This is a genomic window from Corallococcus sp. bb12-1 (assembly GCF_026626765.1).
GTDB classification, from domain to species: domain Bacteria; phylum Myxococcota; class Myxococcia; order Myxococcales; family Myxococcaceae; genus Corallococcus; species Corallococcus terminator.
Window position 1 is genome coordinate 216023 of sequence record NZ_JAPNJZ010000030.1, and the last position, 14862, is coordinate 230884.

Sequence of the window (14862 nt, forward strand, 5' to 3'; positions counted from 1 at the left end):
GGGCCGCACTGCGTGTGCCCCAACTCGTCGCCAACCGGCTGGCGGACCCCGTCGAGTCGGCGGTCCAGGACAGGTGGGTTGCCCGCTTCGTCGATGAGCTCTGGCCCACCCTCCAGGCCGAGCGGGGGCATCGATGGGATCTGGGCTGGGATGCACTCGTGGCGGGCATCGCGACCGGCATCGAGTTGCTCGCGGGAACACTTCCCACCGCGGTCCAGAGCGTCATCGCAGGGACACCCGCGCAAGCGCAGTGGGAGCGCATGCGGCGCCCGTACTCCCGCCATGCACTCCTGCTGGATGGGAAGGTTCGCATCTGCAGGGTCTTCGTCATCGCGGGCCCCCGTGCGCCGGGTGAACCCGTCGAGCAGTCCGTCCGCTGGCGGCATGAGGGGCCGACCTTCCATGGAAGGTCTCACACGCTCCTGCTCGCGCTCATGGCGGATGGCCTCCTGTCAGGAACGCTGGAGCCCGTTGCCGCCACAGGGGACCTGGATGTGGATGGCCGCACGGTGCGACCAGTGCAAGGCCTTGTCGAGAAGAGGAGTGCCTGGCGACAAGCCTTCCCGGGCGGGGTGCTCGTCACGGGACCCCTTGGAGGGCTTGGAGACGAGGGCTGGCGGGCCCTGGCGGGAGGAAGGCGCTTCAGCACCTCCCTCCCCGAGACTGCGGACCGCTGGTTCACGGGCGGCTCAATGGCCGAGCTGGCGGCGAAGCTGCACGAGCCTCTTCCTCCCATCAAGAGCTGGAATGGATCGGTCCTGGAGAGGGAGGACCTCGCCGAGCTCGGGCTCGAAAGCGAACCGAAGAATGCGCCCGAGAGCCTTCTTTCCGATGGCCTGCTCGATAGCGCGTGGGCCGCGAGCCAGCACGGACGGAGCGAAGGGGGGCGGCGGGGGCTCCTCATCGAAGGTGCGCCGGGTGCGGGCAAGAGCATCCTCAGTCGTGTCCTGGAGCAGCGCTTCCGCTTCGGCTTGTTGGGCACCTTGGGATTCGGTGTCCGCCTCTCCGCACGTGACTTGGTGGAGGGGCTCCGGCGGGCTTCGTCGCGGACGTGGTCCTCGGTCCTGTCCATGCTCGAGCCCGGACGGCGTACGTTGTTCGAGGAACTGGAGCGGACGGCGCGTCTGGTCCCCATCGTAGATGGGCTTGATGAGTTGGGAGGTGTCCAGCTTCGGGAGGTGGCCTCATGGCTCCGTGAAGGCTCCGGGTGGTGGGTGGCGACCACGCGGCCTGCCGCCACCTTCCTGGCGGCATTGCCGAGGGCATGGCGCCTGCGGGTCCGGGAGCCTTCCACCGAAGACGGGCGCAAGCTGCTGACAGGCGCCGGGCGGACGGATTTGGCGCAGCTCCTCTATGGTGAGAGGGAACACCCTTCCAGGCTTCCCGACAGCCTGGCCGCGCTCACCCGGACGCCATTGCACCTGTCGCTGCTGGCCCAGGTCTTCCACGAGGGGGAATCCCTTGAGCTGCCGGCGGATCACAAGCTCTATCAGCGCGTCTTCGAGGGCCTGCTCGAACAGGCCTGTCAGGAGCAGCGGCTCACCGAGCAGGATGCGCGCCGGCTCCGGGGGCTGCGGGGCGACGTGCTTGGTGAACTGGCACTTGCGTGGCTTCGGGACCCGGGCGGGCCCCTGGAGGGTTCGAGGATCGACCAGCTCCTCGACGCGGCGGGCTTCACGGCCCTGGAGCGGCCGGAGCTCCTGCGCGCCCTGGAGTTCGGGCACCTGTTGGCTCCTGCGGGAGATACCTGGGATTTCGCCCACCGGACCGTGGCCGAGTGGGCCGCGTCCGAAGCGCTGTCCCGAAAGGTGGTGCGCCAGCAGCAGCAGCACGCCGGCACCTCCGACGCGGGCCTACAGGGGGCTCGCATCGAACTGGAGGTCCTGGCTCCCTTCCTGGAAGCGGGCGGTGGGGTCTGGTCGCAACTGTTGCGCTTCTACGCCCCGCACCTCAAAGAACCCTTGGCCTTTCTCCATCGCCTCACCCAGGCGCGGCGACCCCTGGAGCACACCTCGCCGGTTCCTTCGAGTCGGCACTCCCGCCCGGCGACCGATGCCCTGGCGTCCTGGAACTTCACCTTCGAACTGCTCGCCCAGGCCGTCTGGACGCGCCCCCGAGATGCCCGGCTCGCCTGGGGAATCGCGGTTCGTCGCTGGCTCTTGTTCGAACACGACGGCGAGGAACCCTTCATCAGGGAACAGCGGGACCTTTCCGCGTTGAAGTCCTTTGCCCAGGCAGTAGCCATCCACCTGCCGAGAGCGCTTCCGGAGCTGTTCGCCATCGCGGGGAAGACCGAGGCGCAGCGAGCGCGGCTGCGCACCGAGCCGACGCTGCTCCTGCCCGCCATCCCGCCTGGACATGCCTCCTCGCTGGATCCCTTGCTGCGAGGCGACTCCCGCAAGGCGCGACGAGACGTGCTGGAGTGGTACGCCCAGCATGGGCTGGAGGTGGATGGCGACTTCATCGATACGTTGATCGATGGGCTGCCAGCCGAGGTCACGGCGGCCGAGGCCGCAGCCCGGGAAGAGTGGCGCGAGCGCCAGCACGAAGGTCCACATGCCTCGCTTCCGAGGCGCGCAGACAGCACCTTGCTGGAACACCTGGAAGTCCTCGTCTGGGAAGCCCGGCTGCGCATGACCCAGGGGTTGCTGCCCTGGTCGAGGGTGCGTGTCAGGCTTCAAGGCTGGCCGCGGCACCTGGAGGGCGTCATCCTCCGCTGGTTCGGCATGCGTTCCGGAGAGCCCACCTCTGAATCGGTGGACCTGGAGAACCAGCACCGACGCGACGTTTTGGCCGCCAGTCTCGGAGAGGTGAGCCAGGCCACGAGGCAGCTCGTCCGTGAGTTGAACCGGTTACGGGAAACGCCAGAGGGCCTCGAACGCGTCGCGGCCTTCAGTCGATGGCTCAGTGACTCTGAAGATCACCACCTGCCGCGCTTGCTTGGGGAACTCGTGGCCAGGGTGGGCCTGGAGCTGCCGGGAAATATCTGGAGGGAAGAAGACTCACCGTCGCTGAAGGATGGCCTCCGCCGGCTGAAGGACCTCCGGCGGAGATTGGCCGCCATGGTGAAGGCCCTGGACGAAACGCGCCTGGGGCCGGTGCTGGGAGGGCTCTGGGTTCTCTTGTCCCCGGAGCAGCCGGAGCACAAGGAACTGCTCCAGGTCATCGTGGAAGGCCAGCGCCCGCCACCGCAGGTTCCAGTACGCCTGATGTTGGATTCGCGGGAGGACTCTCTCTGGACGCTGGAGCAGATCGTCTGGGCCCCTTCCCATCTGGTTCAACTGCGGGAGCTCGCGACGAGCGGACCGGGCGCGCTCCGGTTCGTCGCCATCCTCTTGCTCGCAAAGCTGGAGAAGCGCGACGAAATCCTCACCCTTCTCCAGGCCATGCCCTCCGCGGACGGGGACCTCCTGGAGCGCATCCGCGAGCACATCTCGGGTCGGATGAATGGTGCGGAGCACATTCCAACGCAACTGCTTCCACCCGGGGTGCGGGTCCAGTTGCCCCTGGAAGAGCGCGTGGAGCGGGAGGTCCCTGGATGGCGGATCGATCTCATCGCGCATCTTGCCGAGCCCGCCAACGACATGGCCTCCCTGGCGACGCTCGCTGCGCGCAAGGGGGTGCGTGAGGCACTGCCCCTGCTCGGCGCGCGATTGGAAGGGAAGTCATGGCCCGACCGTGCCGTCATCAAGGCCATTGCCCTTCTGTGCACTCCGGCCGACGCGCGCTGGGCGCGGGTGGCCCTACATCAGGCGCTGCTGCACGGCTGGCCTGACGGTCGGGCGGAGCGCCATGTGATTCGCCATGACAAGGACGCACAGGCTCCAGCCGGTGACTTCCTGGCGCGCTTTCTCACAATTGAGGACCTGGACCTGTTGGTCCAGGGGCGCCAGTCAGCGCTTCCACATCCGTCGCTCGCGGAGGCCATCCGCGGCCTGGGGCCAGACGCTCGGGAGCGTCTGCTGAACCTGTACCGCGAGGCCTCCGAGGCGGTGCGTCACCTGGGCCGCCACGCCCGGACCGCCGAGTGGTCGCAGCCCTCGCCGACAGAGGAAGAAAGAACCGCGAGGCAGCGACGAATCGCGATCGCGGAAACCCTCATCGCTTCTTTTGATCCAACCCACGGAGGCCTGTCCGGACTTGTGGACCTCGCGTTCCAGGTCGCGGGCGGGGATGTCCATCACGTCTATGGAATGACCGGCCCCCTGGGCTCCGACTTTGATGCGCCGAGCGACCTCGACTGGTATTCCGATCAGGAAAACGCTGCGCTGACAGAAGCCCTGGGGCGGCGACTGGGGGAGTGGCTCGCACATAAGCCCCTCGCCTGGCCGGAGGTCCGTCGCCTCTTCCTGCACCCCTCGGAAACCCTGCGCCTCCGGGCCTTCGAGTTGTGCGCGGAGCACGCGCCCCCGCACGAGGTCGCCCAACTGGCGCTGGACGCGCTCGAAGGTCAGGTTCGCGCGAACCTGACCCGTTGGACGGGGGCGACCCTGGCCTATCGCTTGTCAGGTGGGGGCGGGGCGGGAAACTCGTATGTCGATTCGCCTGATACCCCGGGCCGGCTTGCTCGAGCGGTACGTAATAGCCTCACGCCCGTGCACCGGCAGCTTATCGAGACGCTGACGGGGCATGCGCTCCCCCTGTTCCGATTGCTCGCCGCGCAATGGACCGGGCAATTGGGTGATGCGTCGTGGGTGGCACTCCTCCTTCCGTTGTTCGCGGACCCGGTGCCCGGTGTGGTCCTCACGGCGTTTGACGCCCTCCTGCTGATCGCGCCTGAGCAACTGGAAGACGTCCTTCGCCAAGCGGATCGCTCGGGATGGACGTCGCACCATGACACCGGCGTGTTCGAACGACTGCGGACCCCGGAGAAGGCCGCCGCACCGATCGAGCGATGGTTGACGCGCGACGAGTCCACCCCTGTGGCTCCCTTGAAGTACGTGACGGTGTCCACCGTGGAGGTGCTCCTCGCTGAAGCCGCCCACCGGAGCGCTCGGAGCCCTGACGACGCACGGCCGAGTTCCTCACCCTTCAAGGGATTTCCGACGCCCGTGGAGGAACTCTGTCATCGGCTCTGGAAGGACGCACCCCCGGGCCCCGCGAGCGCGCTGATGTTGGAGCACTGGAGCCAGCACCCGCTGCCCGATGTCAGGGTGGTCGCCCGGCGTCTTCGCGCTTCCCACGGACTGCTGTCGTTCGCAGACGTCCTGCCGCTGCTGTCGGGAACTCCCATTGAGCAGCTCTCCGCTGCTGAGTGTCTCGTCCGGCTGGCGGATGAGCCACATCTTGAGGCTGCCTCCGCCTTCTGGCGGGCCATGCTCGGTCCAGAACGACGAACGGCCCTCTGGGTGGGGATGTCGATGGGTTGGCGCGAACCACCGGCTCGGCTCATGTGGGCGCTGGAGGGGGCGTCGCCTGCGTTTGCTCCGCTTCTGGGTCTGGTCGCGAACCAAATCCCATACGACTCCGAAGAAGGGATGGACACGCCGGAAGGGGGGCACGTGGTCCAACAGACCTTGCAGGTCGTCCTCCGGTGGGGTGAGTCAGGGGTAATGGCCCTTTTGAAGCTGATGGAGGACAGGGAAGTCGAGGACCATTACGACTTCCTGGAACTCGTGAAGGCGACGGCTCTACAGAGCAGACCCTTCCGCGAGCGATTGCATGAGCAGGCGGTCCGGAGCTGGGGGCCCGCGTCGAAGGCCGATACGGAGGTTCGTGAGGAAATCGCGCGTATGGATCTCGCGGGATTGATGCATCAACTTGCCAGCGAGGTCTTCCCGGAGGGTTGGCTCAAGGAGGGGGTCGTCGAGCCCGAGGCAGCTTGAAAAGGTCGTCCTTTCCACGGCCTGGATCAAGGCCCTGGAATTCCGGGTGTGAGCAGTTGAGGCTCTCCGACTCAGTGGACACCGACAATGCAGGGGAAAGGTGTTCGAAGTCAGAGAGTGAAAAGACGCAGCGGCTGCGTGTCCCTCACTCCATTCGACACCCGGGAAGTGAGTACAGTATTTGCCTTGCCGTAGTTTATTCGCCTCGCTGGCGGTTTGTCGCCTCGGCTTGCTCCCACAGCACGAACTACCCGAAGCGCGGGAGAGCCACGAACTCAGGGTGACGCGCTCGCCTCCACGTCCGCGAGCGCGAAGTCATCCATGGTCAGTGTGCCGACCTGATCGATGGACAGCCCGACGCTGAGTGCCCGGGCCTCGGAGGGGGCCGCGGGCGTTGTCCATTCGGCGAAGGTGTAGCTGGTGCGCGCTGGGAGCAGGGGGCCCTGGGACCAGTAGGTCCACGCTCCCGCGCTGTTCCGGTAGTACGCCTTGAACCGGACGGCCGTGGTGGCCTTGTACCAGGCGGAGATGCGGTAGTGATGCCCCGTCGTGGGCGTTGGCGTGCAACTGCTGTCGTCCTGCCGGGTGATGAGCTTCCGGTCTCCGCTGGAGATCTGCGTGATGCGCACCTGCTGGGCCCAGCTCCCTCCGTGGGCGTCTGGGGTCCGCGTCCACGTGAAGGTGTTGGAGCCGAAGCCGCCTCTCTGCCAGCAGTCCGGCGTCCCGTCCCCGTTGAGGTCCGTCTCCAGCGAAGGGTTCTTCAGGAGCTGCGAAGGTGGCCAGCTCACGGGCGGCTTCAGCACGCCACCGATGACCGCGTCCATGGTCGCGACGGTGGTGCCCCTCGATGCGCGCGTGGCCAGCCAGTCCACGAACGCCGTCAGCGTGGCGGGCGCGATGGAGTACGTCTGCGGCGGATTGCAGGGCCCGCAGATGTGGTGGAAGACGATGGGCACCCAGCCTCCTCCTGACTCCTCCGCGCGCAGGACGTAGTTCTTCAGGTCCGTGAGCGTGGTGGTGCTCTGCACGGAGCCGTGGGTCCGGATGGCGTACGGATCCGCGGGTGGCACCGGTTCGGCGTAGGGGCTGCCGGATCCTCCGGTCGCGGTGCGCAGCCCCCCACTCTCCCTGGCTGAGTTGTAATTGCAATTCATGACGATCTGCCGCGTGGTCGCGTCCTTGTCCCCGAAGGGGTACGCGAACGACGTGACGCGGAAGCCGGCGTTCAGCAGGGCCACCCGGTCGTTGCAGATCTCCTTGCGCTGCTCATCCGCGGAGAACTCGGTGAGGTGCGGGTGGGTCAGCGTGTGGCCGCCAATCTCATGCCCGGCGTCTCGGAGTGCTCGCACCTGGGCGAGCGTGAGGCGGCCGGACTGGCCCATCTTCGCGCTGTGGACGAAGAAGGTCCCCTTCATCCCGCGAGCCTCCAGGCTGGCGGCTCCCAGGGTCTGACTGGCCAGGCCATCGTCGAAGTTCAACGAGACGATGACCTGACCGGGCAGGAGGACGATGGCTCGGGTCATGGGTTCCATGGCGGGCGCTTCCCCGTGCACGCGCAATCCAGGAGGGACGACCGCACCGGGCGCGCACGAAGCAGCGGCGCGAAGGCTCCACCTGAAGGGTGTGCATGGTCCGCAGGCCGTGAACCGCCCCCTGGCCTCGCCTCGTCGCGCGAGCAGGGCTCCGGGGGCTTCCACTCCCGGAGGCGGGTGCGGTGGGGCACGGAGGCTTGTCCGGCCCCACGGCGCCTGCCGCTACTCCAGCTTCGACGTGTTGCTGATCTTCAACTGCGTCGTCACGAGCTCCGGATCCGCGAGGATGTCCGCCTCGTTGAAGAGGATGGGACGCAGGTGCTTCGCGGCGAAGAGGTCCGTCTGATCCGCGAACCGGGGCGAGGCCGGGTCAGTGTTCTCGGAGTAGGAGAGGACCGCGTTCGCTCGCGGGCCCTGCGGCGTGAACTCCATCACCATCAGGAAGCTCGTTCCGAAGTCGACGAGGTAGCCTTCCTTCTCGGTCAGCCCCGTGCCAGGAGACACGAGCGCGCCCTGTTGCTGGGAGTGGGGCAGCAGCGTCGAATTCGCTCCGGAGTAGCCGACGACGTTGGTGACGCCCTCGAACGCGGCGCCACCGTGCATCGGGATGACCCGGTCCTCCTTGCGCGCGAACTGCACCTCACCCAGCCGCGCTCCCACGGGGATGCCCGCCTTCGTCAGGATTGCCACCGCCTCCGCCAGCTTCTGGTGCACCGGATCCGTCCCCTCCGTCGGGGCCGGCGTCAGGCCTGACGGCGTGGTGGCGGCCTGGAGCGGATCGAACGGCTGCGCGAAGAGCACGCTCTTCTGCGTCAGGTCCGAACGCTCGAACCCATTCAGGAACTCACGCCACACGATGGCTCCCTTGCGATCCAGATCCAGCCGGCCATCCCACGTCGCCAACAACTGGCATGCCTCCGTGATGTCGACCGGGACGCTCTCCACGATGACCGGATCCGCGCCCTGGCAGCGCTGCACGACGGACGCGCGCAACTGCTCCGCCACCCACGTGCGGTTGCTCAGGATGGCCTGCTCCAACTCATCCAACGTGAAGCGCCCGTCGCTTCCGGACGCCGCGGCCTCTCCCTGCTCGGTGATGAGGGACAGGTTCATGTGCGACCGGGTGCTGAGCCGGCCCCGCGTCCCGAAGATTTCATAGCCGAAGGGCAGATCGAGCAGCGGCGCGGCGGGGTTCGCGAACGTCGCCGGATCATTCGCGTTCATCACGTAGTCGGTCCGCTCGAGCTGCGGCACGACCTGCGCCGGCACCAGGCCTCGCGCGTCGCCGTCCAGGCCCACCCATTCGTCACGGGACGTGCTGCCATCCAGCAGCACCAACCCCAGCGACGCGAAGATGGCGGCGTCCGGCGTGTTCTCCAGCGAGGCGCGGTAGGCCTCCACGGTCTGCGCGCTCAGCGCGGGGACGGGGGAGGCGTCCGCGTAGCGCGTGCTGCCGTCCGCGCTCACCAGGAGGGTGTTGACCCAGGGCGCGCCTCGGACCGTGCGCTCCACGTTCGTGGCCTCCTCCAGGCTGTGCGCCGTGTTCATCCGCAACCAGTGCTCCGCGAACCGATCGTTGCCTTCGGTGGCGTCGCGCGCCGTGTAGGCGGTCTCATCCGACCAGTCGGCGCCGGGCCCTGCGAGCATCGGGCCGTGGTGGCTGCGCCAGTACGTGCGCTTCTCCGTTCCCATGCTGCCGTCGTCCTGGCGCACGGCGATGGTGTGCTCCTCGCCCGTCATCCTGCGGACCTGCCCGTCGTAGACGTACGCCGTCGGGTCTCCCGGCACGAGCTTGAGCCGGTACAGCGTGAGGTGGCTGGAGGCCGTCACCGTGTGCGTCCAGGCGATGTCGCGGTTGAAGCCGATGTTGACCACCGGCACGCCCAGCAGCGACACGCCGTACACGTCGAGCTTCCCGGGGATGGTCTGGTGGCTCTCGTGGAACCGCAGGCTTCCCTCCCAGGGGAAGTGCGGATTGGCCACCAGCATGCCCCGGCCTCCCGCCGTCTTCTCCCGGCCCAGGGCCCAGCCGTTGCTGCCCAGCTCATCCTTGCGCGGAGTCAGCGCGAGGGCTTGGGAGTGCGGGCCCCGGACCTGGCCTCCCACCTGCGGCGGCTGCGCGTTCGCCACGTAGCCGAGCAGCGGGATGAGCGTGTCGAACAGCGACAGGTCCAGGTGGTAGGCCAGCAGGTCGAAGGCGCTGATGGGCTTCACCCAGTTCGCGCCCTTGCACGGCGCGGGACGCTGATCCGCGGGCGTGTCCTTCAGATACTGGTTGTAGCCCGCCACGTACCCCTTCACGAGCTCCTGCAGCTCCGGGGAGTGCGTGGCGAACGTTGCCTCCGCGCGCGTGCGGAGCGCGAGCCCCCGGTACGTGAAGTCGCTCTCCACGTAGGCATCCTGGGGACCCCGGCCGAAGTACTTCGCGCGCTCGGCCCGGACCTTCAGGAATTGATCCGCCAGGATGCAGACCGCGTCCTGTGCCTGCGCGTAGCCGACTCCGGCCCCCAGGGAGCGGTACCCGTCCGCCTGGATGTGGGGAATGCCGTGCGTGGTCCGGTGGATCGTCGCACGCAACGGCGAAGGGGACGGCGTCTCAGTGCTCTCACAACCGCAGAGCACCGTCAGCGTCAGGAACAGGGAAACAGGGGCGGATCGCATGGCTCTTGCCTACGTCTTGAAGAGGAATAGACAAGGGGATTCCTAGTCTAGCCACTTATTCGTGGCTAGATAGGACATTGCCGTGCGCGCATACGACGTCTGGGGTTGGGCGCCTATGTAAGCAATCGCTTGAGCCGCTCCGCCAGCGTCTGCACGTTCGGTGCGCGCAGCACGCTGTAGTGGTTGCCGGGCACGTCCAGGAGCAGGAGTCCGTCGAGGGCGAGCGCACTCCAGCCCCGGTCGTTCTGCTCCGTCGCATGCCGCTCGCTGGCGCGCAGCACGACGATGCGGCCCGCGAGGGGCTGGGCTTCGTAGTGCTTCAGGGCCCGCAGGTTGTTGGCGAAGACCTGGAAGAGGGTTCGCACCTGCGGCAGCTCCACCTGGGGGATGAGCAGGCCCGATTCCCGGCCCTTGATCAGCAGGTCCTCGAGCGCCGCGTCCAGTCCTCGCTCAAGCACCTCCGCGTCGGGGACCCATGCTGCCTGGTTCGCGAGCTGACCCTGGTCGCTGGCGAACTGCGCCAGCACCTGCGCTGGATCGTCGACGTCGATGTCCACGCGCGCTTCGGTGGCGTTGCTCGGGTCGATGAGGGTCAGCACCTCCACGGTGTCCCCCTGGGCCTGGAGCTGGCGGGCCATCTCGAAGGCCACCAGCGAGCCCATGGACCAGCCTCCCAGGCGGTAGGGACCCTGGGGTTGGACGGTGCGGATGGCGTCGAGGTAGGTCGCCGCCATCTCCTCGATGGTGCTCGGTGAGAACGGCTTCCCATCCAGGCCCGACGACTGGAGGGCGTAGAAGGGCTGATCCGGTCCCAGGGCCTGCGCCAGCTCCGCGTAGCTCAACACGTTGCCGCCCACGGGGTGGACGCAGAAGAACGGCCGACGTGTGCCCTCGCGTCGGATGGGCACGAGCGATGAGAAGGCCGCGGGAACCTGGTCCAGCAGCGCGGCCAGCTGCTCCACGGTGGGCGCCTGGAACAGCGCGGCCAGGGGCAACTGCCGCTTCATGCGCTCACGGATGACGGCCATGAGTCGCACCGCGAGGAGCGAATGGCCGCCCAGCTCGAAGAAGTGGCTCTTCACCCCGATGGGCTTGATGCCCAGCAGCTCCTCCCAGATTGTCGCCAGCTCCTGCTCCAGGTGATTCCGTGGCGCCTCGTAGGTGCCGCCGAAGAGGGCCGCCTCCGGTGCGGGGAGGGCCTTGCGGTCCACCTTCCCACTGGGCGTCAGCGGGAGCGCCTCCAGCGGGACGTAGATGAAGGGCACCATGTAGTCGGGCAGTCGCTGCTTGAGGAACGCGCGCAGGGCGTTCGGCTCCAGCGCGGCGGTGGGCACCATGTACGCGACGAGGCGCTGATCTCCAGGGACATCCTCGCGCACCAGGACCGTGGCGTCCTGGATCTCGGGATGACCCTGGAGCGCGACCTCGATTTCGCCCAGCTCGATGCGGAAGCCGCGCAGCTTCACCTGGAAGTCGATGCGGCCCAGGTACTCCAGCGTGCCGTCTTGCGTCCAACGGGCCTTGTCGCCCGTGCGGTACATGTGCTCGCCGGGCTCGGTGGCGAAGGGGTTCGGGATGAAGCGCTCGGCGGTGAGGTGAGGCCGGCCCAGGTAGCCTCGCGCCAGGCCTTCGCCCGCGATGAAGAGCTCTCCGGGCACTCCCACCGGAACCGGGTGCAGGTTCGCGTCCAGCACGTAGGTCCGCGTGTTGAGCAGCGGGCCTCCCAGCGTGGGCTTCGTGCCCTGGCGGATTTCTCCGGCCGTGGCTTCGACGGTGCACTCGGTGGGGCCGTAGCAGTTGAAGGTGCGCGTGGTTTCGGACGCGGCCAGCAGGTTCCAGGTGGCCTCGTCCATCGCCTCGCCTCCGGGGACCAGCAGGGTGGGCGCGTCCGGGCCTTCCAGCAGGCCCGCCTGGAGGAGCAGCCGCAGCAGGGACGGCGTGCAGTCGATGGCCTCGACCCGGTACCGCCGCTGCCAGGCCACCAGGGCCTCCGCGTCCTGCCGCGTGGCCTCCGGGACGATGCACAGGCAGTGGCCGTCGAGCAGATTGACCAACTGCTGCACGGAGGCGTCGAAGGCCAGCGGTGCGTTGACGCTCAGCCGCATGCCCGCGGGCACCCCCTGGTAGACGGTGCGCCGCAGGGCCCGTTGCAGGTTGAGCATCCCGCCGTACCGGATCATCACGCCCTTGGGCGTGCCCGTGGAGCCGGACGTGTAGATGACGTACGCGAGGTTCTCCGGCGTCGCGCTCGGCTCCAGATTGTGTTCGGGCAGCGTGGCCCAGGGGGCGTCCTTCGCATCCACGCGCGCCACCGAAACGCCTTCGGGCAGCCAGGACGTGGCGAGGTGTTGCTGCGTGAGGACCACCGTTGAGGCGCAGTCCTGGATCGCGAATGCGCGGCGCTGCTCAGGCCACGCAGGGTCCAGTGGGACGTAGGCGCCGCCGGCCTTCAGGACGGCCATGAGTGCGACGAGCATTTCGACGGAGCGCTCGAAGCAGAGGGCGACGCAGGACTCGGGGCCCACGCCCAACGTGCGCAGGTGACGGGCGAGCTGGTTGGCCCGGACGTTGAGCTGCGCGAACGAGAGCACCGTGTCCTCGAATTGCAGGGCGGGCGCGTCCGGGGTGCGGGCGACCTGCTGCTCGAAGGCGACGGGGAAGGTGATGCCGGAGGACGGCTCCTCGCGGGTTTCGTTCCAGGTGTGGAGCAGTTGCTGGCGCTCGTCCAGCGTCAGCATCGGCAGCTCGGACACGCGGGTGTCGGGCGTGGCCACCGCGGACTCGAGCAGCACCTGGAGGTGCTTCACGAGCCTCTGGATCGTCTCTTCCCGGAAGAGGTCGGCGCTGTAGGTGATGGCGCCCCGCAGTCCTTCCGGTGACGTGGCGAAGGCGAACGTGAGGTCGAACTTCGCGGCGTGGTCTTCCAGCTCCACGGGGTGGATGGACAGCGCTTCCTGCGCCGTGGCGGTACCCGACGCGGGTGTGTTCTGTACGAGGAGCATCGCCTGGAAGAGCGGCGTGCGGCTCAGGTCTCGCTGCGGATGCAGCTCCTCGACGAGCTTTTCGAACGGGACGTCCTGATGGGCCTGGGCTCCCAGGGTCGTCTCCCTCGCCCGGGCCAGCAACTGGCGGAAGGTGGGCGCGTCATCCAGGCGGGCTCGCAGCGCCAGCGTGTTCACGAAGAAGCCGATGAGGCCTTCCAGCTCCGCGAAGCGACGGCCCGCGATGGGCGTACCGATGACGACGTCGTCCTGGCCCGAGTAGCGCGCGAGCAGGGTCTGCGTGGAGGCCAGCAGGACCATGAAGAGGGTGGCTCCCTCCTCCTGGCCCAGCGTCTCCAGCGCGTGGCTTACCGACACGGGCAGGCGGAAGTGGACGGCGCCTCCTCGCGTGGACTGCACGGGCGGACGCGGGAAGTCGGTGGGCAGCTCCAGGGCTTGCGGCGCACCCGTGAGCTGCTGCTTCCACCAGGACACCTGACGCTCCAGCACCTCGCCCTGCAACCACGTGCGCTGCCAGACCGCGTAGTCGGCGTACTGGAGGGGCAGCTCGGGCAACGGCGAGGGGCGGCCCTGACGGAAGGCCTCGTAGAGCGCGGACACCTCACGCACCAACACCCCGCTGGACCAGCCGTCGGAGATGACGTGGTGCAGGTTGAGGAGCAGCACGTGCTGCCGTTCGGACAGCCGCAACAGGCTTGCTCGCAGGAGCGGCCCACGGACGAGATCGAACGGCGTTCCTGCTTCTTCCAGGGCCAGGCGCCGGGCTTCCGTCTCCGCGGCTTCGTGTGCGCCCAGGTCGACCACCGGCAGCCGGAAGGGCGTCGGCGGATGGATGTGCTGCACCGGCGTGCCGGCCTCTTCATGCAGCGTGGTGCGCAGGGCTTCGTGACGGCGCACCAGCTCCGTGAAGGCCTGCTCCAACGCGCCCACGTTCAAGGCTCCATCGAGCCGCAGCGCGGACGGGATGTTGTAGGCCGACCCTCCGGGCTGGAGCTGTTCGATCAACCACAGCCGCTGCTGCGCGAAGGACAGGGGCAGGGAGGTGTTCGTCCTCGGCGTGGCCACCAGCGCGGGCAGGGCCTGCGTGCTGGGGGCCTGCTCCACCCGCAGGGCGAGCTGCTCCAGGACCGGGGCCTCGAAGAGGGCTCGCAGCGGCAGCTCCACTCCGAAGGTGGCGCGGACCCTCGACACCACCTGCGTGGCCAGCAGCGAGTGGCCTCCCAGCTCGAAGAAGTGATCCTTCCGGCCGATGCGCTCGATGCGCAGCACCTGCGCCCACAGCTCGGCGAGCTGCCGCTCCGTGGTCGTGCGGGGCGCGACGTGGTGCTCACGCCTCGCGAGGCCTGCCTCCGGCGCGGGGAGGGCCTTGCGGTCCACCTTGCCGTTGGCCGTCAGCGGGAGGGTGGCCAGCGTGACGAAGGTCGCCGGCACCATGTACTCGGGCAGCCGCTGCTTGAGGAACGCGCGCAGGGCGTTCGGATCCAGCGCGGCGGTGGGCACCACGTACGCGACGAGGCGCTGATCGCCGGGCACGTCCTCGCGCACCAGGACCGTGGCGTTCTGGATTTCAGGATGGCCCTGGAGCGCGACCTCGATTTCACCCAGCTCGATGCGGAAGCCGCGCAGCTTCACCTGGAAGTCGATGCGGCCCAGGTACTCCAGCGTGCCGTCTTGCGTCCAACGGGCCTTGTCGCCCGTGCGGTACATGCGCTCGCCGGGCTCGGTGCCGAAGGGGTTCGGGATGAAGCGCTCGGCGGTGAGGTGCGGCCGGCCCAGGTAGCCTCGCGCCAGGCCTTCGCCCGCGATGAAGAGCTCTCCGGGCACTCCCACCGGAACGGGGTG

The 14862-nt window shown here is 68.2% G+C and carries 4 protein-coding genes; 1 reads left to right on the forward strand and 3 read right to left on the reverse strand.

Annotation, left to right across the window (positions count from 1 at the left end):
• Window positions 1-692 precede the first annotated feature (692 nt).
• Window positions 693-5825 carry a hypothetical protein gene (locus tag OV208_RS37405; protein WP_267578736.1) on the forward strand — a complete coding sequence of 1711 codons (5133 nt, stop codon included), beginning with the start codon at window positions 693-695 and terminating at the stop codon, window positions 5823-5825.
• Between the two features lie 275 nt (window positions 5826-6100).
• On the opposite strand, the gene OV208_RS37410 is transcribed toward OV208_RS37405, so the two are convergent.
• The 3 genes from OV208_RS37410 to OV208_RS37420 all read right to left on the reverse strand — a co-directional run.
• Complete coding sequence (locus OV208_RS37410) at window positions 6101-7357, reverse strand: polysaccharide deacetylase family protein (protein ID WP_267578737.1); 1257 nt, start codon at window positions 7355-7357, stop codon at window positions 6101-6103.
• A 222-nt stretch (window positions 7358-7579) separates the two neighbouring features.
• Window positions 7580-10018, reverse strand: a complete 2439-nt coding sequence (locus tag OV208_RS37415) for a penicillin acylase family protein (RefSeq protein ID WP_267578738.1) — start codon at window positions 10016-10018, stop codon at window positions 7580-7582.
• A 113-nt stretch (window positions 10019-10131) separates the two neighbouring features.
• On the reverse strand, window positions 10132-14862 hold a 4731-nt coding region (locus OV208_RS37420; RefSeq protein WP_420715084.1), incomplete at its 5' end, for an amino acid adenylation domain-containing protein.

Coding starts and splice junctions, on each gene's coding strand:
- OV208_RS37405 (WP_267578736.1), top strand. CDS start 693: ATGGCCGAGCTGGCGGCGAAGCTGCACGAGCCTCTTCCTCCCATCAAG.
- OV208_RS37410 (WP_267578737.1), bottom strand. CDS start 7,357: ATGGAACCCATGACCCGAGCCATCGTCCTCCTGCCCGGTCAGGTCATC.
- OV208_RS37415 (WP_267578738.1), bottom strand. CDS start 10,018: ATGCGATCCGCCCCTGTTTCCCTGTTCCTGACGCTGACGGTGCTCTGC.